17 protein-coding genes are annotated in these 21,614 nt (G+C 42.3%); 8 read left to right on the forward strand and 9 right to left on the reverse strand.

The window, feature by feature from the left end:
- Positions 1-376 precede the first annotated feature (376 nt).
- The 3 genes from HH214_RS12760 to HH214_RS12770 form a co-directional block, all read right to left on the reverse strand.
- A complete protein-coding gene (locus HH214_RS12760; protein WP_211166221.1) occupies positions 377-1,765 on the reverse strand; it encodes an MFS transporter in 1,389 nt (462 codons plus the stop codon).
- Positions 1,766-2,014: 249 nt separating this feature from the next.
- Complete coding sequence (locus HH214_RS12765) at positions 2,015-3,520, reverse strand: RagB/SusD family nutrient uptake outer membrane protein (RefSeq protein ID WP_169608215.1); 1,506 nt, start codon at positions 3,518-3,520, stop codon at positions 2,015-2,017.
- A 19-nt stretch (positions 3,521-3,539) separates the two neighbouring features.
- Complete coding sequence (locus HH214_RS12770) at positions 3,540-6,494, reverse strand: SusC/RagA family TonB-linked outer membrane protein (RefSeq protein WP_169608216.1); 2,955 nt, start codon at positions 6,492-6,494, stop codon at positions 3,540-3,542.
- A 561-nt stretch (positions 6,495-7,055) separates the two neighbouring features.
- Between HH214_RS12770 and HH214_RS12775 the strand changes: the two genes are divergently transcribed.
- The 7 genes from HH214_RS12775 (at position 7,056) to ssb (ending at position 14,597) form a co-directional block, all read left to right on the forward strand.
- Positions 7,056-10,040, forward strand: coding sequence for a CheR family methyltransferase (locus tag HH214_RS12775; protein WP_169608217.1), 2,985 nt, complete (start codon positions 7,056-7,058; stop codon positions 10,038-10,040).
- An 11-nt stretch (positions 10,041-10,051) separates the two neighbouring features.
- Entirely contained in the window at positions 10,052-11,644 is a 1,593-nt protein-coding gene (locus HH214_RS12780; protein ID WP_169608218.1) for a PAS domain-containing sensor histidine kinase, read from the forward strand.
- A gap of 31 nt (positions 11,645-11,675) precedes the next feature.
- The gene (locus tag HH214_RS12785; protein WP_169608219.1) at positions 11,676-12,692 is read left to right on the forward strand and encodes a chemotaxis protein CheB; all 1,017 of its coding nucleotides are present in this window, start codon (positions 11,676-11,678) and stop codon (positions 12,690-12,692) included.
- Between the two features lie 78 nt (positions 12,693-12,770).
- On the forward strand, positions 12,771-13,421 hold the full coding sequence (locus tag HH214_RS12790; RefSeq protein WP_169608220.1) for a response regulator transcription factor: 651 nt from the start codon (positions 12,771-12,773) through the stop codon (positions 13,419-13,421).
- Positions 13,422-13,548: 127 nt separating this feature from the next.
- Positions 13,549-13,845, forward strand: a complete 297-nt coding sequence (locus HH214_RS12795) for a hypothetical protein (protein WP_169608221.1) — start codon at positions 13,549-13,551, stop codon at positions 13,843-13,845.
- A 4-nt stretch (positions 13,846-13,849) separates the two neighbouring features.
- Positions 13,850-14,230, forward strand: coding sequence for a response regulator (locus HH214_RS12800; protein WP_169608222.1), 381 nt, complete (start codon positions 13,850-13,852; stop codon positions 14,228-14,230).
- A gap of 10 nt (positions 14,231-14,240) precedes the next feature.
- Positions 14,241-14,597 carry a single-stranded DNA-binding protein gene (gene ssb, locus HH214_RS12805; protein WP_169608224.1) on the forward strand — a complete coding sequence of 119 codons (357 nt, stop codon included), beginning with the start codon at positions 14,241-14,243 and terminating at the stop codon, positions 14,595-14,597.
- A 75-nt stretch (positions 14,598-14,672) separates the two neighbouring features.
- Here ssb and HH214_RS12810 read toward each other — a convergent pair whose 3' ends face one another.
- The 4 genes from HH214_RS12810 to HH214_RS12825 all read right to left on the reverse strand — a co-directional run bounded on the left by HH214_RS12810 (position 14,673) and on the right by HH214_RS12825 (position 19,133).
- Entirely contained in the window at positions 14,673-15,719 is a 1,047-nt protein-coding gene (locus HH214_RS12810; protein WP_211166222.1) for an adenylate/guanylate cyclase domain-containing protein, read from the reverse strand.
- Positions 15,719-16,099, reverse strand: a complete 381-nt coding sequence (locus HH214_RS12815; RefSeq protein ID WP_169608226.1) for a response regulator — start codon at positions 16,097-16,099, stop codon at positions 15,719-15,721. Before HH214_RS12815 ends, HH214_RS12810 begins: the two co-directional genes overlap by 1 nt.
- Before the next feature lie 35 nt (positions 16,100-16,134).
- Positions 16,135-17,448: a sensor histidine kinase gene (locus HH214_RS12820; RefSeq protein WP_169608228.1), complete on the reverse strand. Its 1,314-nt coding sequence runs from the start codon at positions 17,446-17,448 to the stop codon at positions 16,135-16,137.
- Between the two features lie 170 nt (positions 17,449-17,618).
- Positions 17,619-19,133: a serine hydrolase gene (locus tag HH214_RS12825; RefSeq protein WP_169608230.1), complete on the reverse strand. Its 1,515-nt coding sequence runs from the start codon at positions 19,131-19,133 to the stop codon at positions 17,619-17,621.
- A 533-nt stretch (positions 19,134-19,666) separates the two neighbouring features.
- Between HH214_RS12825 and HH214_RS12830 the strand changes: the two genes are divergently transcribed.
- Positions 19,667-19,816 (forward strand): hypothetical protein, encoded by a 150-nt coding sequence (locus tag HH214_RS12830; RefSeq protein WP_169608232.1) that lies wholly within the window; start codon positions 19,667-19,669, stop codon positions 19,814-19,816.
- 216 nt (positions 19,817-20,032) lie between these two features.
- Here HH214_RS12830 and HH214_RS12835 read toward each other — a convergent pair whose 3' ends face one another.
- Positions 20,033-20,464 carry a single-stranded DNA-binding protein gene (locus HH214_RS12835; protein ID WP_248282092.1) on the reverse strand — a complete coding sequence of 144 codons (432 nt, stop codon included), beginning with the start codon at positions 20,462-20,464 and terminating at the stop codon, positions 20,033-20,035.
- Between the two features lie 3 nt (positions 20,465-20,467).
- On the reverse strand, positions 20,468-21,538 hold the full coding sequence (mutY, locus tag HH214_RS12840; RefSeq protein WP_169608234.1) for an A/G-specific adenine glycosylase: 1,071 nt from the start codon (positions 21,536-21,538) through the stop codon (positions 20,468-20,470).
- Positions 21,539-21,614 lie beyond the last annotated feature (76 nt).

The following is a 21,614-nucleotide window of genomic DNA, read 5'->3' on the forward strand; positions in this document are numbered from 1 at the left end:
ACATATTTTACTGATAAACTTGGTTGTTTATTTATTGGGATACTGCTAGTAGGTGGGTAAGGGATGTTACGTTTGGTAAAGAAATATCTTTACTTTCATTGTTGTGAATCAGATACGTCTATTTTGACCTAGTGAAAATATTAGGAATTTATTTGCATGATATAGCAGAAATGTAGAATGTAAGCTGCGCAAGTAAGGGTTAAGATGGGGTAAAATTTAATAGTTGAATAATGCTGATTATGAAAATCAATCCTTAGAAAGTTTACAAACCAAGATGATTAATCAGTAAAGCACTGAACCGATGGATGATATGCCCCTAAGACTAAGGTCTATAAAGCATATAACATGAGTAGTATGTTAGCCTTTAGACAAAAAATTAAGCACTTTGCTTCTCCGGATCATCCTGTAGCCAGCGTACCGACAAGGCGGCAATAAACAGGAATACGCCTGCCATCACTAAGGCATAAATAGGCTGATTGTTGAAAATGTGCTTTACCAATAAGCCACCTACAATCCCATTCAAAATTTGTGGAATGGTAATGGTAAAATTGAATATACCCATATAAACTCCAATTTTTTGAGGCGGTATGGAGTTCGATAGTATAGCATAAGGGATAGCCAAAGCACTGCCCCAAGCCAAACCGATGCCCACCATGGGTACAATAAGCAGATATTGATTTTTAATTAGAAATAAGGAGATCAGCCCTAAGCCGCCCATGATGAGGGAAAAGGAGTGTATCTTTTTCCGGCTGATTTTAGTAAGGATTTTAGGTAGCAGTAGCGCATAGATGGCCGAAACCGCATTGTAAACGCCAAACAGAATATCAACCCAGTTAGCGGCATTGTTATAACCTTCGGATGAAGTATCGCCTGCCTTAATATGAAAAACATGTTCTGCCAAGGCAGGTGTGGTAAATACCCACATAGAAAAAAGCGCATACCAGGTGAAGAACTGTACCACAGCCAGCTGTTTCATGGTTGTAGGCATGTGCACCAGATTGGAAAAAACTTCGGCAATGGCGCTTTGATTTTTATCTTCTTGATCGTCTTTGCTTTCTTCCTGTTTATCGGCCTGAAAGCTGGCTTGCTCCTCCGGAGAATACTCTTTTGTGGTAAATACCGTCCACAAAACGGTTGCCACCAATACTACGGCACCTGCCATAAAAGAGTATAATACGTTGGGGGGTACTGTGCCTTTAGGGGCTGTTTTCGCTACACCAAACCAAGCAGGTAAAACATAAGGCAATAGCGAGCCTATAATAGCCCCTACACCAATTAAGGCTGTTTGAACAGAAAAGCCTTGGTTGTGCTGTTCTTCCGGTAAGTCATCCGCTATAAGTGCCCGAAAGGGTTCCATTGCTACGTTGAAGGAGGCATCCATAATCATGAGGGTGCCTGCACCCACAATAACCGGTGCTATAAGGGCCTTTAGCCAGGGAGCATGGGGCATAAAAAACAAAGCTAATGCAGACAGTAAAGCTCCGGTTAAAAAGTACGGTCGCCGGCGTCCCAACCGGGTCCAGGTGTTATCACTATAATGCACAATAATAGGCTGAATAATCATGCCGGTTAAAGGAGCTGCTAACCAAAACCAGGTTAGTTTATCCACATCGGCACCAAAGGTTTGCAATATTCGGCTGGCATTACCGGTTTGCAGGGCAAAGCCCATTTGTATGCCCAAAAAGCCAATACTCATATTCAGTATCTGCCCAAAACTCATACTCGGCTTTTTAGCAGGTTCTTTTTCTGTATTGCTTTTGTTCATACCAGTGGGGGTTAGTATGAGTTCAAGCAGTTAGTATATCTATTTGTTTGCTTATCTATTTAAATTATTGCCTTTTATGAAATTTATAATTATTGAAAAATATTATCAGCAACAAACAATTACTTCATGAGCAAGCAGAAGTGTTTATTTGCTGATTCAAAATGTTTTACAGCTTCAGTAAGCTAAAAAACCAAGAAAGCCCGGTAGTATAGCCGGGCTTTCTTGGTTTTTAATTTGAGCAGCAATCAACTACCAGCCTGTTGATTGCTGGTTTCGGATATTTGCATTAGCATCCAATTCACTTTGCGGAATCGGGAATACCCATACTTTGGAGCTAGAAGGTAAGCTGGTCGCATCTTTTACCGATTGTGCGCCGCCGCTTAAATCAGTTCGTTGTATGGTGCGGGTGGTACGTTTCAAGTCAAACCAGCGGTGCCCTTCAGCAAACAGCTCTTTTCTTCTTTCTGTAAATATGGCATCTATCAGTGCTTGGCCGGTCAAAGTAGTATTGCTGTAACCCGTTATACGTGCTGCACGTAAGGTATTTAAATCGGCTAAGGCTAGTGATTCTTTTCCGGTTTGCATAGCCCGTGCTTCAGCCCTGATCAGGTACATTTCGCCGGTTCTGAGTACCTTCCAATTCACAACGTTATCCACGTTGCTGCCTTTACCCACGTATTTGTTTACAATTTTGCGGGTAATGGTACTGGCCGGGTCAGTAATAATAGCTGTGCCAGTGCCGGTAGTTCTGCTGGCTATGTAGCTGCTAAAGCGTATATCGGCTGTTTTGTTGTCGAATAAATTGATGATGGTTGACGTAGGCTTGTAGGAATTACGGTTAGTACTGCTCGTATTTAAATTAAATGATGGGCTACCATCGCCGGAGTTATAAGCCACCGACCAGATTACTTCAGTAGTGGTGTAAGAGTCTTTCCAAACATTTGGAAAGTTATCAGCGGTAGCCAGCGGAATAGCGGTTATCACCTGGGTGGCATAGCTTTCAGCCAGTGTATAATTTTTAGTGTACAGATAAACACGGGCCAGCATAGCGCGTACTACTGTAACATCAATTAAGGTACGGGCAGAAGATGAAGTATTAATGGTAGCATCCACATTCTGCAACAGCGTCTCGGCTGCGGTTAAATTAGCTAGAATCTGATCATAATCTTCTTTCACAGTTGGGCGTGATGGTTTGTAAGTTTGGTCAACCACTGTAACGTAGGGTACGCCTAAACCTGTAGAGTTCCGGTCGAAATCAGCACCCCAGTAGCGCAGCAAATCAAAATGCGCAAAGGCGCGTATAGCGAGAGCTTGGCCCTTAATACGGTTAACCGCTTTAGGCTGTGTGGTATTAAATTGGTCAATGTTGCGCAGTACAATGTTGGCTTGGTTAACTACCCGGTAAGCGGCTGTCCAGATGGTTAAAATATCATTCTCCAGTGTGTTGAAAGTATAATTAGTTAAGTTGGCACTGTTGGTCAAGTCTTCGGTAGTTTGCAGTAAATCTTCTCCCATCATATCGGGCAGGGTTGACCACGCGCCGGTAGTATTAGCACTGTTGCCATAATAACCCGTTTGCCGGAACAAGGAATAAGCGCCGGTAAGGGCATATTCATAGTCGGTTATGGAAGTAAAAATCTGCGAACCATCTTTAGTATAGGTAGGCGTCACATCAAGCACTTTTTTGCACGATGAGGATGCGACAACCAGCATTGAACATAAGCTAACGCCTAATATGTATTTGTTGAATTTCATGTTTTTGTCGTATTTTAAATTATAAGCCAACACTTAAACCCGCAGTTATGGTGCGTAAAGCCGGATACTGCGAACCCGTTAATGTGCCTGCCGAACCATTGGCTGTAGATGAGGTTACCTCAGGGTCAAAGCCTCTGAATTTGCTCCAGGTAGCTAAGTTTTGGCCTTGTACAAAAAAGCGAAGCGAGCTGATTTTAATGGCTGATATTAGCTTTTTAGGCAAATCATACGATAGGGTTACATTGCGTAATCTTAAAAAGCTGCCGTCTTCCACAAAGCGGGTGGTTCCGGATACCAGGGTTTGGGTGGCCCTTGGTATGTCAGTAATTTGGCCGGGTGTGCGCCATTCTCTTGATAAATCAGCACTGATGTTATCAAATGATAAATCAGGATTTTCAACGTTTGCCCGGTCGTTATTATAAATTTTATTGCCTTTAACAAAGCTGAACAGGGTATTAAGTTCCAGCCCCTTGTAGCTGACTACCGTACCAAAGCCACCGAAGTACGGAATTTCGGTTGAGCCTACCAAAACGCGGTCGTTCGCGTTGTAAGTTTCAGTAGGGTTGCCGTTTTTATCCAGGTAGATGGAGTTGCCATTAGCCGGATCAACGCCAGCATACCTTACCAGGTACAAGCTATTAAATGATGTACCCGGACGAATTATACTGATATCATCAGTAATTTCATTCTGCCCTGCATATAATTTGGTTACACGGTTTTTATTGTAAGTGAAGTTACCGTACAGGTTCCAGCGAATGCGCCGAGTTTTCAGCACATCAACGTTTAACGATGCTTCTATACCGCTGTTGCGCATGGCGCCCAGGTTGCTGGTAATGCTGGTATAGCCGGTAGTTCTGGACAGTTGCTGGTTAAGCAATAGTTTGTCGGTTAAAGCATTGTAGTATTCCAGCGTTCCGCCAATTCTGCCTTTAAAAGCGGTAAATTCAATGCCGGTGTTAAAGGTTTTTCTTTGTTCCCAGGTTAGGTTAGGGCTGGCCAGCTGGGTTTGTGATAAACCGCTTACGCCATTATATACGGTTCTGGAGTAAAGCTCCAACGATTGGAAATCTCCTAAACCGGATTGATTACCAGCAGAACCATAGCTAACCTTAAATTTAAAATCGCTGAAAATATTTTTAACTGGCTCAAAAAACGATTCGTTGGAAACAACCCAGCTTAAACCTGCCGAACCGAAGTTGGCATAGCGGTAGTTGGCACCAAAACGTGATGAACCATCGCGGCGGCCATTCAGTTGCAGAAAGTAGCGATCTTTGTAAGAATAGTTGATGATAGCGAAGTATGATAACAACGCGTTTTCGGTTCCGCTGCCGCGTACGGTAGGGATAAAGTTGTTGGTTGCATTACCTGGCGTAATACCTGCTTCGTTTTCAAAAGCGCCGCCTAAACCGTAACCGGTAAAACCGAAGTTTGAATCGGTACCTTTTACTACCTCATTAAATAACGTGGCCGATAAGTTATGGTCGGTTCCGAATTTCCTATTGTAACCGATAGAGGAAGTAAGCGTATATCGTACAAACTTATCATACCCGCGCGATAAAGCACCTTTTCCACCAGTTGAGCCTATACCTTCATTAGTAAGCGGACTATAATACACCGAAGTTTCGGTTGATGTATAATCGGCACCGCCGTTTACCTTGGCAAATAAACCGGGTATAACCGGCACGCGATAGACCGCATAAACATTGCCTACCAGCTTCATTTCGCCGCTCAGGTTTTTATTCTCCAGCAGCTCAGGCAGTGGGTTGGGCTGGCCGGTAGGGTTTTGTGTGTAGGTGCCATCTGCGTTATAAGGCGCTAGGTAGGGGTTTGACCAGCGTATAGCATTTAAAGGTGCTGAAACTGTGGTGTTGGCTTCGGCTGTAGCCTTTAAGTCTGAATAACCTAATGTAGAGTTCAGGCCAAAATCCCAATCTTTGGTACCACTGGATACGTTAACCCGGCCGGTATAACGTTTTAAACCGGTAGTAGGTACGGTACCGGTTTGGTCGAATATATTACCCGAAATCAGGTATTTAGTACGGTCGCTGCCACCCGAAATGCTCAGGTTGTGGCTTTTGGTAGTACCGGTTTGAAAAAATATTTTTTCCCAGTCGGTATGAATTTTTCTGAAAGCTGCAATCTCCGCATCGGTCCAGCCGTTTGGGTTGCCGTTAACAAGCTCATAATCCAGCTTCTCGTCGGTGTTCATTACGCGCAATTTGTTTTCAGGAGCTTTAGAGCGGCCCAACTGCAAATCATACCGGATAACGGGGCGGCCTGACTGGCCTTGTTTCGAAGTAATAACTACAACGCCGTTCGATCCTCTGGAACCGTACTGAGCCGTAGCAACCGCATCTTTCAAAATGTTGAATGAGGCAAAATCATTCGGGTTTAAGCTGGCAAAATCGCGGGCGGTAATTTCTATACCATCCAGAATGTATAGCGGCGTTGTGCCACCCAGTACCGAACCCCGACCCCTGATGGTAATGTAAGCAGGTGCGCCTGGCTGACCAGAATTTGACTCTACTAAAACACCTGCTGCCCGGCCTTGCAGGGCTTGGTCAAACGATGCCAGAGGTACTTGGCTTACCTGATCGCCGCGAATGGTGGTTACTGAGCCAGATACTTCACGCTTGTTTTGCGTGTTATAACCGGTTACAATTACCTCGTTTAATGATTGCTGGTCTTCCTGTAATACTACGCCAATAGTACCACCGGTTATTACTACTTCCTTTTGCTTAAAGCCAATGTAGGTAAATACCAAAACTTTAGCGCCTGGGCTTACATTTAACGTAAAGTTGCCCTGTGAATCAGTTTGTGTACCACTGGAAGTGCCTTTCACACTAACGCTCACGCCCGGCAGCGGCGAGCCATCGTTTTGTGCAGTTACTTTACCGTTAACGCTTCGGTTTTGCCCGAAAGTGGCAATGGAGTAAAGCAAGGTGAATAAAAAAATGAGTAGATTTTTCGTCATAGAAGGGGTTATTAAATATAAATTATTAGGGGCTTTTGCTGTGCTTAATGCGTGGAGAGAGGGAGGGCTGTTGTTTATTCTGCTTTGGAGTATCCTTTAAAAATTGTGCAAAAGTATTACCTTATTGAGAATAAACCATGTTAAATAATTAAATTTTCATAATGGTAGGGTTGGCTTTTATGTAGCCTAGGTAAAGTGCATCAGGCAGTACAAGCTTGTACAGGTTGAAGGTTTTGATTAATAAGGGAAAGCACCATAATAACCGGGGATAAAAAAGTATGAATTAAAAAGCTTGCCCTTAATAGTTTTACTACCTTTGAAGTTAGTCAGCATTTTTGTACGGGCTGTAGTTGCTGTTTATGCAACTGGAGTATGTACTTTCAAAAATGAAGTGAACTGACTATTTCTCACTTAGCCGTTCCCCTGATATTATTTCTGTATAAAATACTTTAAGTCAGTTTAGTAGTTAAACAGGCAGAACAAGAGTATTGCAAAAGCCGTAATATTTTCATATACTAAGTACTTCTACCATTTAAGGTTGAACACATATTTGTTTATACAATGTCAGATAACACTGAAAAACCTGAAAAGAAATTAGCCGATCTAAAAAGTTCGGTTAATAAATCCAGTGGCAGCAAAAAGCAGTCGAAAAAAACTGCATTCCCTATCGTGGGTATTGGCGGCTCGGCAGGTTCATTTCAGGCTTTCGAAAAGTTTTTTACGCACATGCCGGCCGATAGTGGTATGGCCTTCGTGATTATTATGCACCTGGACCCCAACCATAAAGGTCAGGTTAGCGAATTAATCCGGAAGTATTCACCTATGCCGGTGTTAGAAGCGATAGACGGTATGCCGGTAGAGGCTGACCATATTTACATTATACCGCCTAATAAAGATATGGGCATACATAACCGTAAGCTGTTGCTGCTGAATGTGCAGAAGCCTAACGGTTACCGGCAGCCCATTGATTATTTTTTGCAAAGCCTGGCCGACGACCAATGGAACAAATCGGTAGGGATTATCTTTTCGGGTATGGGTTCTGATGGGGAAACCGGGGTGCGCATGGTTAAGGAAAAGCTGGGTATGGTTATGGTGCAAGATCCTGAAACGGCTCCTTATAGCAGCATGCCCATTGCAGCCATTGGTACTAATTTGGTTGATTATGTATTATCGCCAGAAGAAATGCCGATGTGCCTGATTCAGTACCTGAACCACCCGGTGCTATCTGAAGAGCCTTCTGAACAGGCGCGAATGGAAATCAGGAATAGTACCTCGGTGCAAAAAGTACTGATGCTGTTGCGTTCACATACCGGGCATGATTTTTCATTGTATAAAAAAAGCACTATTGTGCGCCGTATCGACCGCAGGGTAGCCTACCATCAACTGCCCGATTATGTGCATTACGTTAATTACCTGCGTGAAAACCCGCAGGAAGTAGATGTACTGTTTAATGAATTGCTGATTGGCGTAACCAAGTTTTTCAGGGATGCGGCTGCTTTCGAATCACTCAAGAATAAACTGCAACCCATTATACAGCAAAAAAGCACTAATGAACCTGTTCGGGTATGGATAGCTGGTTGTTCAACCGGCGAAGAAGCTTACTCCATAGCTATGCTGCTGATTGAATGCCTGGATGTACCCAAAAAAGCCAAGCTGCCCAAAATACAGATTTTTGCTACCGATTTGGATGCAGAGGCTATTGAGCATGCCCGTGCAGGCGTATATAACACCAATATTGTTGCCGATGTATCGCCCGAACGTATTACGCGCTTTTTTATCAAAAATGAAGCTAACTATACTGTAAAAAAAGAGTTACGCGAAATGATTGTGTTTGCCCAGCACAACCTCATTAAAGATGCGCCTTTTACCCGGCTTGATTTGCTGTGCTGCCGCAACGTAATGATTTACCTGACCGCCGAGCTGCAAAAAAAGATTATCCCGGTATTTCATTATTCGCTTAACCCTAAAGCCATCATGTTTATGGGGCCTGCCGAAACTATTGGCGGCTTTACGGAAATGTTTGTGGCGGTTGATCCCAAGTGGAAAATTTTTGAACGCAAAGAAGGTAGCGCGGCTATTAACCGGATGATTGATTTTCCATTTCATGTAGCCAAGCAGCCCAATGCAATATTGAGAATAGAAGAGGGTGAAAAGATTGTGCCTAAAGTTTCCATAGCGGATACGTTTAACAAAATCATGCTCGAAAACTTTACGCCAACCTCGGTGCTGATTAATGATAAAGGCGATATTTTGTATTCGAACGGGCGTACCGGTAAATTTCTGGAGCTGCCTTCGGGCGAAGCGATGATGAATATTTACAAAATGATACGCGAAGAGCTTCGGTATGTATTGGGCAACGTTATTCATCAGGCGCGTTCGCAAAAGGCGCTGGTTACCATTAATGATATCAAGTTAAAAGAAGGCGATCAAGTCAGGACTATTAACCTGAAAGCCAGCTTGCTGATGGAAAAGGCTTTGGAAGGGTTGTTGCTGATTGTGTTTGAAGATAAAGGCTTGTTTAAAAAGCCAACCCGACAGCCAACCAAAGGCGAAGCAGGCCATGATAAGGCCATTGAAGAGCTGGAAAAAGAGCTGGTGTACACTAAAGAGCAGCTGAGTAACACCATTGAACAAATGGAAACTTCATTGGAAGAGCTTAAATCAACCAACGAAGAACTGCAAAGCACCAATGAGGAACTGCAAAGCACCAATGAGGAACTGCAAAGCACCAACGAGGAATCATTAACTACCAAGGAGGAAATGCAATCATTGAATGAGGAGCTCATGACCATTAACGTGCAGTACCAAGCCAAAGCAGAAGAGCTGGCCATGCTGAACAATGACATGAAAAACCTGCTCGATTCTACCGAAATCGGCACTATATTTTTAAACAACAATATGGAGGTGTTGCGCTATACACCACCTATACGCAAGCTGTTCAGTATTATACCGAGTGATGTTGGCCGGCCTTTATCGCACATTGTATCGGCGTTTGATTATCGGCTGATTGAGGAAAACGTAAAAGAAGTGATAGAGCGGCTGGCTATTAAAGAGGTTGAGTTAAAAACTCAAAATAACGATTGGTACAACGTACGTATTCTGCCTTACCGAACGCTCGATAATTTTATATCGGGCGCGGTACTTACGTTTACGCTTATTACCAATTACAAGCAAATGGAATACAGGCTTAACGCTCTGCAAAACTACTCGGCCGATATTATTAATGTATTGCAGGAACCGGCTTTACAGTTAGATAAAGATTTGCAGGTAGTAAATGTAAACCAACGGTTTATGTCGGTGTTTAAAGTAAAAGAGCGCGAAATTAAAGGCTATTTATTTGACCGCTTTGTGCATGAACACTGGAAAACCATCGAGCTGGATAAACTACTGCAGCAATGCCGAAATGCCGAAACCAGCACAACTACCTCTTTTAAAGTAGAGTACTTGCCTGGTGAAAATTTTGAGCTTACGGCTCGACCATTTATAAATGAAAATGTTAATGAACCGCTCTTGCTTTTGATACTGATTATTATTCATGAACTATAAATTGTTCAGCAGTGGAAAGTGAACATAAAAACGACGGACAAACAGCTTTTAACAAGTTGAGGACTAAAGCCGAACTGGTGCTTAATTCAGGCAACTTTGAGGATATTGGCTTAGAAGGGAAAGATATTAAGCTGCTTTTTCAGGAGTTGCAGGTACACCAGATTGAGTTGGAAATGCAGAATGATGAAATGCGCATTGCCAACGAAAACCTCGAGTTAGAGCAAATGAAACTTATCGGCATGTATGATTTGGCGCCGGTAGGTTACTTCGTTCTGGACCGTAGCGGCATTATTGAAGAGGTGAATAATGCGGGTATGGCATTGTTAAATACTCAGGGTAAAGGCACTTTAAAAGGTAAAAGGTTGCAAAGCTTTGTTGCGTCCGAGTTTTATGATATATACTATCGTTTTTTTCATAAAATACAATCAGCTAATATACGGCAGAGCTGCCAGCTGATGTTTGTGGCAACAAATGGTTCTGTATTTCATGCCCAGGTAGAAGGCATTGGTGTTAAAGCATTATCCAAATGCTATGTTGCTATTGTTGATATTACCGAAAGGATAGAGAGCGAACAAAACCTTTCGGAAACCAAAGAACGTTTAGAACTGGCTCTAGCAGCTTCGGCAGCCGGTACCTGGGAGCTAGACGTAAATACAATGCATTTTAGCCTGGATGAAGCCAATTGCCGCTTATGCCACGTAAAAGAAGATCAGTTTGGTAACACCTACCAGGCTTTTATTCAATTGGTACATCCTGAAGATCAGTTGATGGTTGATCAGCATTTCCGGACGGCTTTGATTCACGATAGCGAAGTTGACCTGGTGTGTCGGTTTCTGCATGATGAAGGGCAAGTGTGTTTTGCCAACATCAGGGGGCATATTGCTATTAAGCCGAACGATAAAAAAGGCTTTATCGGCATCATGGTAGATATTACGGATAAAAAGCATATGGAAGAAGAAGCGGCTGCCTCGAAACAGCGGCAACAGCGCGATATTACCATTGCTACCCTGCATGCTGAAGAGAACGAACGCAAGCGCATTAGCGATGCCCTGCATGATAGTGTAAGCCAGTTGTTGTACGGTATTAAAATTCAGATGAATGAGTTAAATAATACGCAAACGCCGCCTGCAATTTATAATCGTATTAATGATTTACTGAATGTAGCTATACAGGAAACACGAAATATATCATTCGAGCTGGCCCCTGCTATTCTAAATGATTTTGGCTTGCCTGCTACTATCGAAGAATTGACTAAAAGATTATCATCATCAGGTTTAAAAATACAGCACTTAACAGTTGGCTTTAACCGGCGGTTTGATTTACTATTAGAAACCAGCATTTTCCGCATTATACAAGAGCTGGTAAACAATTGCATGAAACACTCCGGTGCCGACCTGGTTTATATTGAAGTAAGGAAAAACAAGCACATTAACATTATTGTAAAAGATAATGATACGGGGTTCAATGTAAAAGAACAGGAGAGGCAACCCCGTGGAGCAGGTTTAAGCAGTATTAAAAATAGACTCAGTTTATATAATGGTACTATGCAGATAGACTCGGTTCCGGAACAAGGAACTATGGTAAAAATCAAACTGGTGGTTTGATTTTTACCATTACCATTACCATTACCATTATATGAGTGATTTAAAAAATATTATTGTTATAGGAGCATCGGCGGGCGGTTTAGCAGCTATTAAAGAGCTGTTGGCTATAGTGCCCGAAAATATGCCCGTAGCTATATTCATTGTAATGCATGTGGCGAAAGTATCATCGCCTCAAATTATAAAAACGATACTCGAAAAACATACTTCTTATAACTTTTGTATTCCGGAAGACGGGGAAACCATACGGGAAGGAACTATTTATTTTGCACCACCTGATGTGCACATGCTGATAAAGCCTGAACAAATACGCTTGATTAACGCGCCGCACGAAAACCGTTGGCGCCCATCTATTGATGTGCTTTTCCGGTCGGCTGCGGTAGCCTTTAATGCACGGGCTATCGGTATTATATTAACCGGCCTATTGGATGATGGTACTTCGGGCATGCAGGCTGTTAAGCGCAGCGGCGGTATTTGTATGGTGCAGGAACCGGTTGATGCAGAATTTCCAGACATGCCGGTTAGCGTATTAAACAATGTAGATGTAGATTACCGGGTACCTGTAGCCGAAATGGGTTATGTTTTAGCCGATATTTTTTCTAAACCTGCGGCATCGCCCGCTCCGGTACCTGAAGATATTAGGATAGAATCAGAAATAACAGAACGTATGACCAGTAATATAACTGACCTGGAAAAAATCGGTACGCACAGCAATTACGTATGCCCGGATTGTGGGGGAGGGCTCTGGCAAATTAAAAATGAAAACGGTTTGCGTTACCGTTGCTATACCGGCCACGTATATACCGCAAACTTGCTGCTGGAAAAGCAAAATGAATCGCTCGAGGAATCGTTGTGGGTTTCAATACGGATGATGGAAGAACGCCGTAACCTGCAATTAAACATGGCCTCGCAACAAAATGGCAAGGATAATAATATTCAGAAAGATCTGATAACAAAAGCTGAGGAGTTACGTATCCATATTGAACGGCTAAAAGAATTACTGATTTCTGTACATAACAATGCTTCAACTACGGATGAAGGATATTTGTAAATATCTGATTAAACCTCTGCTGGTAGAGTTAGTCAAAAACCCATTCTGCCTGCCTGCAATTTTAATGAATATAAGCTTATGATTAATATTATCCTGGCCGAAGATCATAACATTGTCAGAGACGGCTTGAAGTCGGTACTGCATGATGGGCAAGATTTTGCTATTGTAGCGGAAGCCCGCAACGGTAAAGAAGTGATTGATTTTCTGGAAAGCGGCGGCCAGGCTGATATTCTGCTTACCGATATGACCATGCCTGTAATGGGCGGCCTGGAGCTAACCGAAAAGGTTACTCAAAGTTATGCTTCTGTTAGCGTGGTAGTTTTAAGTGCACTTGATCATGAAAAATATGTAATGCAGGTTTTTAAAGCGGGAGCAGCCGCTTACCTGCTGAAAAGCGTAAGCACCGAAGAGTTGCATTTTGCCATTAAGCATGTACAAGCTAATGGTAAGTACATTTGCTCGGAGCTTACCATGCGCTTTTTGGAGCGCATGATGGCCATGCCTGAGCCAGTTCCTTTGGAGATGGCTGCGGATGCCCAGTTTACCAGCCGTGAGATAGAGGTGTTGCAATTGATTGCCGATGGCTATACCAATCAGGAAATAGCCGATACACTGTTTACCAGCAAGCGCACCGTTGAAGGGCACCGCCAAGCCCTTATTGATAAAACGGGAGCTCGTAATACCCCCGCCCTTATTAAACTTGCTCTCCTGAATGGTATGATTAGTTAGGCTTATACATATTAAATTTAACTATTAATTTAAAATTAGGTATTTCCCGTATGCCTTTCTGGTGTTTTTACGTATAGAGTAGAAAAATACAAGCAGGTACCTTAGCTATAAATTACAACCAATAGCTATGAGTACTTTGCTAACCCCCATTTTACTGAATTTTCTAATTACTCAGGGTTATAGCTTTTGCCTCTCCAAAACGCAATGTGTTGAGGCTCATGATTTTGAAACCCTAATTACCCTGAAGCCGGTAAAATACCGGCCCGCTACCCGGCACCTGCCGCTGGGCTTTGACACTTACTTCTCATTAAACCAGGAACCCCGCCAAATGGCCGAGGGCCTGATGGATACCTTGGTTATGGTGGATATACATCCGCTGGAGTTGAGAGATTACATTGGCTATTTCAGAAATAATATTAACTAATACAATGAGGAAGATTTTAATTCTGGACGATGATGCAGATATACTGGATGTGATGCAGGAAGCCTTGCAGTACGAAGGGTTTGAAGTGGCGGTAGCATCAGGTACTGATAATATCTTTTCATTACTGAACAAGCATCAGCCCGATTTGCTGATGGTTGATTACATTTTAAACGGCATTAACGGCGGCGAGCTTTGCCATCAGGTAAAAGCCGACCAGCATACCCGCCAGTTGCCGGTTATTATTGTATCAGCCTACCCCAAAGTTTTCAAATCATTAGGTTATTACGGCTGCAATGCCTTTATGCCCAAGCCTTTTGATCTGGACGAACTCACCAGCACTATTACAAATCTTATTAATACATCATCTTATTCTATTACTATTTAAGCTACAAATCATGTTACTAAATAATACAGGCATCAACAAAGTGTTTTTGGTAGGGCAAATTGAAAAAGAACCCCGTTTACACAAAAATCAGGATAAAGAAGATGAGCTCTATTTTACGCTGGCTACCACCGAACAGATAAAAAAAGGGAATGATTACATAGAGCACATTGAGCTGCATTCGGTTAAAGTACCGGTAACTCATTCGTGCATGAGTAATGTAACGCTTACCAAAGGTCAGCTGCTGCACGTTGCCGGCAAAATACAAACCAAAATGTGGGTAGATGACCTAAAGGTAAAACGTTACAAAACCGAAATATTGGTGTTGCAACTGGAAGTATTAACAACCACTCCTGTGCCTACCTATTAAGCCGGGCACTGGCGTGGAATGTTTTAAAGCACCGTGTTGTATGAATAAACGGAAGCGGGGTTTTGCTTGCGGCCATCAGGCCACTACCTCATAAATAACTACAGGTTGGGCTTTGTTTTTAAGCGTAACCTCGCCAATTTTTTCGCAGCTGAAGTTGCCTTTAACCTTCAGATAAGTTTCTTCGTTAATTACAATTTGGCCTGGTTTGGCAGCAGCCTGCAGGCGTTGTGCAGAATTAACCACATCGCCTATAACGGTATAATCTAGCCGTTTCAGCGATACCGACCCAATATTGCCCGATACCATCTCGCCAGAGTTGATACCGATAGAGATTTGCGGCTGGTGGGCTTGGTTATCGCCAATGGTAATGGGCTGTACGTTGTCCAGCTGCTTTTTAATAGATAAGCCTACCTCTATGGCCCGGTCCAAATGGTAATCACCCCTAAATACGGCCATTACGGCATCGCCTATAAATTTATCTACATGGCCGCCTTGGGCAATGATTTCTTTTACAATATCATCAAATAAGCTGTTGAGCAGGTTAACAACGGTGCCTGCCGGTACCCGCTCGGTAATAGCCGTAAAGCCGCATACATCCACAAACATTACCGTAGCATCCAGCAGTTCGCTTTTCATCAGGCTTTGCTCAAATTCTTTATGCGTCATGAAGTTGAGCACATGCTCATCTACATACATTTTCAGTATGTTGTTTTCCTGTATGGCTCTGATGGTTTGCTGCAGTTGCTTTACATGGTCGATGGTTTTTTGCATGGTACGGTCGAGGTCTTCAAAATCAACCGGCTTGCATACAAAATCAAAAGCGCCGCGGTTCATGGCAGTACGTATGTTCTGCATATCACCATAGGCTGATACCACTACTGCCTTTAGTACCGGATTAGCTTCGGGCAGGCGGCTCAGCAACGTAAGCCCATCCATTACCGGCATATTAATGTCCGACAGAATAATGTCCAGATCCGGGTGGGCCTGTACCTGCTCCAGCGCTTCGGCACCATTGCGGGCAAACACAAACTCATACACATTCTCCCTTATTTTTCGGCGAAACTTTTGCCTCACCAGTATTTCCAGGTCTTCCTCATCGTCCACTACCAGTATTTTGGCCATTATGCAACAAAAATTTTAAGTTTTTCTTTTAAGAGGTTAAAATCAAGCGGCTTGGTTAGAAAATCATTAGCCCCGTTTTGCAACGCTTGCTGATGAGTTTCCTCGTCGCCATAAGCCGTTACCATCATGACCACAGGCGGCGGTGGCGCATTATAGTCATGTCGGATATGGTTTAACAGTTCCAGCCCGCTCATGCCAGGCATGTTAATGTCAGACAGAATCAGTACGACTTCAGAAGGTTTTTCTTTCAAAAAATCCAGCGCCTGTTCGCCCGATAGGGCAAAGGTAAATTGCAACTCGCCGCTGCGTATTTCTTTCCGGAACCGCTGTAAAAAAAGGGGCTGTACATCGGCCTCGTCATCAACAACCAGTATTTTCATATAGCTTCCTACAAATATATCAATAGTTAAAGGCTTTAAACCGGGAGGGTAATTAAAAATTCGGTGTATTCGCTTTCCTGTGTTTGAATGTCTATTTTGCCGCCATGCCCTTTCACAATAATATCATAACTCAGTGATAAGCCTAAGCCGGTACCTTCGCCCGTAGGTTTGGTAGTGAAAAAAGGCTGCATAATTTTATCCCGAACTTCTTCCGGTATGCCTGTGCCGTTATCTTTAACTGAAATTAATATTTGGCTGCCCTGCTGGGTGGTAGTTACCGAAACTGTAGGCTGGTAATTGGCCAAACCTGTTTTTTGCTTTTGCTGCACGGCATAAAAAGCATTGGTAAACAGGTTGAGCAACACGCGACCTACATCTTGCGCTACGGCATTAACCGGCGGCAAGTCAGGTGCCAGGTGCGATACCAGCGTCGCATTAAATAATTTGTCCTTAGCCCTTAAGCCATGATAAGCCAATCTTAAGTACTCATCGGCCAGCGTATTAATGTTGGTAGGCTCTTTTTGGCCGGTACTGGTACGGCTGTGCTGCAACATGCCTTTCACAATACTATCCGCACGTTTACCATGGTGGATGATTTTTTGCAGGTTCTGTTTAATATCAGCAGCAATGGCTTCAACTTCTTCGATATCGCCTTTGGCCAGTTCGGCTTCCATTTCATCCAACAGTTCCATACTTACTTCCGAAAAGTTGTTGACGAAATTCAAAGGGTTTTGTATTTCGTGTGCAATACCCGCCGTTAGCTCACCCAATGAGGCCAGCTTTTCCTGGTGTATCAATTGGGCCTGTGTAGCTTTCAGCTCTTTCAATGTTTCTAGCAGCTCGTTTTTTTGCAGGGTGAGCTCGGAGGTGCGTTCGGCTACCAACACTTCTAGTTCGTTTTTTTGTTCAGATACAATTTCCAGTTCTTTCTGCTGCTTTTTAAAAAAAGCCGAACGGGCAAATATCCAGATGAATGCACCTACTACAGCAATCTGCAAGTAATCGTTCCATGAATCCCACCTCTCACTGTTTCCTAATATTAAATCGGCAAATCCATATAATAAAGTTGTGGCAACTAACGGAAGATGCGCATAAGCAAAAGGCCGAAAACGTGTTAGGTCGGGTTCATTCTTGATAAATGAAACCATACCCAGTAACGTTAGTCCGGCTATAAAATCGCTAAACCAACCATGCAACATCGTATTAAGCCCTAAGGCTAATATAGCCGTGGTCCACAAGCCAACCCGGAGCAGGTTATTCCACTTAATATAGAGTAAAGGATCCTTTTTAAAGCTTTTTTGTATGTCCCGTATCAGCAAAAATGCTGCTATGAAAGAAAAAATTTGCATGCTGCTGCGATAATCTTAAGTTGAAATTAAAGGTAGGCAAGTATACCTTAACAATTTTAAGAATAACTCAGCAATTTGCAGCAGTAAGTTTGAAATTGTATCTGTAAAGGGCTACTTAACAATCAAATTTTAGTAATATTCTAAAGTGCGTAATTCAATTTTCTATTATACTACTTCTTTCTAAACTCATAAGGTGTGTATTCCACAAAGTCCGATACTTTTACCTGCACGCTCTGAACTTTGTTGTTCTGCACCGTGAACGGGAAAACGGTGCGGCCAAATTCAGGATCAGAAAATACAGCATAAAAGCGATTACCACCCAACGGTTGCAGGCGGGCAAACATACGCGGGTGATGTTCAAAGCGTACATCTAAATCATTAGCCTCACCTTTGCTGATGGTGAGATTGCCATAAAGTTCATTGCTATATTTGCCGGTATAATCATCAAGCGATAGGGTGGGTTTTAAATTCAGCATCACTGAATCACGCAGTTGCTTATCGCGTTGCTGCTCACGTGCCTGCCGGCTTTTGGCTTGGTTCAGGGCGGCATCGGTATAATCACGATAAGGCAACTTCAGGTAAGCATCTATAATTTCCAGGTTCAGCGTATTAATGAGTTCGTTTTGGTCATTGTTGGTTAAAATAACAATGCCCAGGTTTTCATCTGGCATTAAGGTTACTGATGATACAAAGCCGTTTACACCACCTGTGTGCATAATCATGCGGTGGTTGCGATAGCCTTGTAAAAACCAGCCTAAACCGTAAGCCCGATACCCGCTTTCTACATCACTGCCTACCAGTTGCTGGGCTTGGCGGGGGGCTTGTATGGCAGCTGCCGGTATTACCTGCCGTCCGGCTACTTTACCATTATCTAACAGTGCCATTACCCATTTGCTCATATCACTAATAGATGAACTAATAGCACCGGCAGGCGCCAGGTTATCTAACTGTGCATATGGAATAGCAATCAGCCGGCCATCTACCAAAGTATGTGCTGCTGATTTGTTAAAAGAGGTAGCCAAATCTTTTGATAAGGCTACGGTGCTGCTCATACCTAAAGGTGCAAACAGGTTGCTTTTCAGGTAAGCTTCCCAAGGTTGCCCGGCGGCTTTTTCCAGTACTAATCCGGCGGTCAGGTATGCCGAATTAGTATAACCCCATTTGGTGCGGAAAGGATAAGCGGCTTTCACGTGTCCCATCTTTTCTATAATATCCTGCCGGGATAAATCAGTATTGTAAAAGGCAAAATCGCCTTGAAAAGTAGCAAAGCCAATACGATGACTTAGCAAATCGCGGATGGTGGTCAACTCACCGGCTGTTTTATCGTTCAGCTTAAAATCAGGCAGGTATTTATTTACCTTATCATCTAACGATAGTTTGTGCTCATTTTGCAGCATAGCCAAAGCCGTTGCTGTAAAAGCTTTGGTGTTACTGCCAATCATGAACAAAGTATTCTCGTCGGTTTTATTAGCCAGCCCCAGCTCTTTAATGCCATAGCCTTTACGCAGTATAATGCGCCCATCTTTAACTACGCACACCGCCGCACCCGGAACGCGCCAGTTGGTAAGGGCCCGGTTAATATAATTATCAAGACTATCCGTTATAAAGCGGTTTCTGTTAACGTTTTGAGCAGATACAGATAGAGTAACACAGCAATAAAGGGCAAAAAGGTATATTTTTTTCATAGCATCAGGTAACCAGGAAAATTAATGCAACGTACTTGTTTAACGTAATTTTTAAAAGCACATTATTAAAATAAGTAGCATAAAAATTACCTACTATGAACATGAAAATTTACGCCTGGGTTTTAAGTGTTTTCTGATGGGTGATAGGTTGATAGTGCTTTGTAATAAGATGATTAAATAATAAGTATTTTTATATACTTAATAATTATGGCGCTAAGGTGCGTTGGTAATTATAATGCTGTAGAAATAATGTAAATGGTAGTAGAGTTAAAGGTTCGTTTAATTATATTTAAAAGGTGATAGCTTGATTTTGCGAAAATCATTATTTCACAGTATGAAATTTTTTGTAGAAAAATTTCATACTTTAATATTATAATATCGTGATTTTTATTTTTAAGTAATTGATTTGTAACGTAATATAGTAGATATGCTGGTAATACTATGATTTAGTAAATTGATACTTTTTGCATTTGTCAATTAGGTAAATTGCAACTAATTAACATGCATCATTTATCATTTTCAAACTAAAGCTTATGAGTGCACTATCCAATAACATTAGTTCTAATGATTTGCATCCTAAAGATAAGCAAGGCGCTTATTATTTACTAGCTTTATGGCTAATGGCTGTATTGCTATTTTTATCAGCCTATTACGATGATATTTTATCATCTGTTTTGCGTTAGTTTAACCACAGGTTGTATGAAGCTTTAGCTTCTATAGCGTATGGCAAGTTGCCCTGCAGGTAAATTAACTATTATAATATAAAAGCTACCTAGGATGCACAAAGGCATTTGTACCGGGTTATAGATTAACGGAGTACTTGAATGCTAAAAATCAAAAAAGCCCTGGCATATATGTCAGGGCTTTTTATGTTATAAAGCTGGAGAGACGGGCAGTATTTAGAATGGGAGATCGTCGGCATCAGTCATGGTATCATAACTGTCAGTACTTTCATCGTGTTTAGAAGCCTGACGAGAGGCTACACCTTCCAGTTCAAAATCACTTTTACGACCCAGCATAGTAAAGTTTTCAGCTACTACTTCAGTAGTGAATTTTTTTACACCGCCTTTGTCTTCAAAAGAACGGGTTCGAAGTTTGCCTTCAATATACACGAGTTTACCCTTTTGCAGGTATTTGGCAGCAACATCGGCTAAGCCACGCCACATTACAATGTTATGCCATTCAGTTTGTTCAATTTTACGGCCGTCTTTATTAAAACTTTCCGAAGTAGCCAATGGAAAACTAGCTACTGATACGCCGCCTTCCAGATGACGCACTTCAGGGTCTTTACCCAAGTGGCCCACTAAAATTACTTTGTTTATTCCAGACATGTTTTAGTTAGAAAATAGAGAATTGTTTTCAAATTTAAAAAAATTAGTTAAAAATAAAAAGATGATTTTAGGTAAAGCTAATTTCTGCAAACTTGTTACATCAGTAAAAAACCAGCTATCTTTCATTTGTACTGGCGTATTCTCTACTTGTATAAACCGAACTGTAAGGCGCTGGTGGGTTAGCGCAAAATGCTGTAAGCCAAAAGTTTCTTTGATGTGTATGTCATCACCAAAGTACTGTTGTGCTTCGGGCAGCTTAATTACTTCATACGCAGGCAGCAATGTTGGGGTTTCAATTAAAGGTAGGTCGTACAGGCCGGTCCATATATCATTGCCGGTACGTTTGTGCATTAAAATGTGGTTATTGTGTACAACCAAAAAGTAGTTAAAAAATCGTTCTTTAATTTTAACCGTTTTCAGTTTAACTGGTAGTTGATTAATGGCATTGTGCTTAAAGGCTTCACAGCCGGTACGCACAGGGCAAATACCACAAGCCGGATTTTTAGGTTTGCACAGCATGGCGCCAAATTCCATCATGGCTTGGTTGTGCAGGCCGGGTTGTTCTTTATTCAATACCTCATCGGCCAATTGCTGAAATAGCTTTTTTCCTTTGGTGCTGTTGATAGGCTCACTAATGCCAAAATAGCGTGCCAGTACCCGGTATACATTACCATCAACTACAGCACGGGCCTCATTAACAGAAAAAGATGATATAGCCGCCGCTGTGTACTCGCCAATGCCTTTCAGCTTAATTAAATCCTGGTAAGCTGTAGGGAAACGGCCACCAAATTGCTGCTGAATTAATTGAGCAGTTTTAAGCATGTTACGGCCGCGCGAGTAGTAACCTAAGCCTTGCCAAAGCTTTAAAATATCATCTTCGCTGGCATTGGCAAAGGCGTTAATATCGGGGTAGGTTTCTAAAAACCGATTAAAATAGGGCATGCCCTGTTCAACCCGGGTTTGTTGTAAAATAATTTCAGAAAGCCATATAATGTAAGCGTCAGTAGTATGCCGCCAGGGCAAATCACGCTTATTCTGCTGATACCAGTGCAGCAGTTCGTTAGCAAAATTCATGTACTACAAATTTAACTTTTAGTGGGGCGTAAACTGTTAAACGGGTGTAATGTTTGCAAGGAAATAGGCTCTGCGT

The organism is Mucilaginibacter robiniae (genome assembly GCF_012849215.1).
Classification (GTDB): domain Bacteria; phylum Bacteroidota; class Bacteroidia; order Sphingobacteriales; family Sphingobacteriaceae; genus Mucilaginibacter; species Mucilaginibacter robiniae.

What these genes read in the sequence shown, in the direction of transcription:
- HH214_RS12760 (WP_211166221.1), bottom strand. Translation starts at nt 1,765, where the DNA reads ATGAACAAAAGCAATACAGAAAAAGAACCTGCTAAAAAGCCGAGTATG.
- HH214_RS12765 (WP_169608215.1), bottom strand. Translation starts at nt 3,520, where the DNA reads ATGAAATTCAACAAATACATATTAGGCGTTAGCTTATGTTCAATGCTG.
- HH214_RS12770 (WP_169608216.1), bottom strand. Translation starts at nt 6,494, where the DNA reads ATGACGAAAAATCTACTCATTTTTTTATTCACCTTGCTTTACTCCATT.
- HH214_RS12775 (WP_169608217.1), top strand. Translation starts at nt 7,056, where the DNA reads ATGTCAGATAACACTGAAAAACCTGAAAAGAAATTAGCCGATCTAAAA.
- HH214_RS12785 (WP_169608219.1), top strand. Translation starts at nt 11,676, where the DNA reads ATGAGTGATTTAAAAAATATTATTGTTATAGGAGCATCGGCGGGCGGT.
- HH214_RS12790 (WP_169608220.1), top strand. Translation starts at nt 12,771, where the DNA reads ATGATTAATATTATCCTGGCCGAAGATCATAACATTGTCAGAGACGGC.
- HH214_RS12795 (WP_169608221.1), top strand. Translation starts at nt 13,549, where the DNA reads ATGAGTACTTTGCTAACCCCCATTTTACTGAATTTTCTAATTACTCAG.
- HH214_RS12800 (WP_169608222.1), top strand. Translation starts at nt 13,850, where the DNA reads ATGAGGAAGATTTTAATTCTGGACGATGATGCAGATATACTGGATGTG.
- ssb (WP_169608224.1), top strand. Translation starts at nt 14,241, where the DNA reads ATGTTACTAAATAATACAGGCATCAACAAAGTGTTTTTGGTAGGGCAA.
- HH214_RS12810 (WP_211166222.1), bottom strand. Translation starts at nt 15,719, where the DNA reads ATGGCCAAAATACTGGTAGTGGACGATGAGGAAGACCTGGAAATACTG.
- HH214_RS12815 (WP_169608226.1), bottom strand. Translation starts at nt 16,099, where the DNA reads ATGAAAATACTGGTTGTTGATGACGAGGCCGATGTACAGCCCCTTTTT.
- HH214_RS12820 (WP_169608228.1), bottom strand. Translation starts at nt 17,448, where the DNA reads ATGCAAATTTTTTCTTTCATAGCAGCATTTTTGCTGATACGGGACATA.
- HH214_RS12825 (WP_169608230.1), bottom strand. Translation starts at nt 19,133, where the DNA reads ATGAAAAAAATATACCTTTTTGCCCTTTATTGCTGTGTTACTCTATCT.
- HH214_RS12830 (WP_169608232.1), top strand. Translation starts at nt 19,667, where the DNA reads ATGAGTGCACTATCCAATAACATTAGTTCTAATGATTTGCATCCTAAA.
- HH214_RS12835 (WP_248282092.1), bottom strand. Translation starts at nt 20,464, where the DNA reads ATGTCTGGAATAAACAAAGTAATTTTAGTGGGCCACTTGGGTAAAGAC.
- mutY (WP_169608234.1), bottom strand. Translation starts at nt 21,538, where the DNA reads ATGAATTTTGCTAACGAACTGCTGCACTGGTATCAGCAGAATAAGCGT.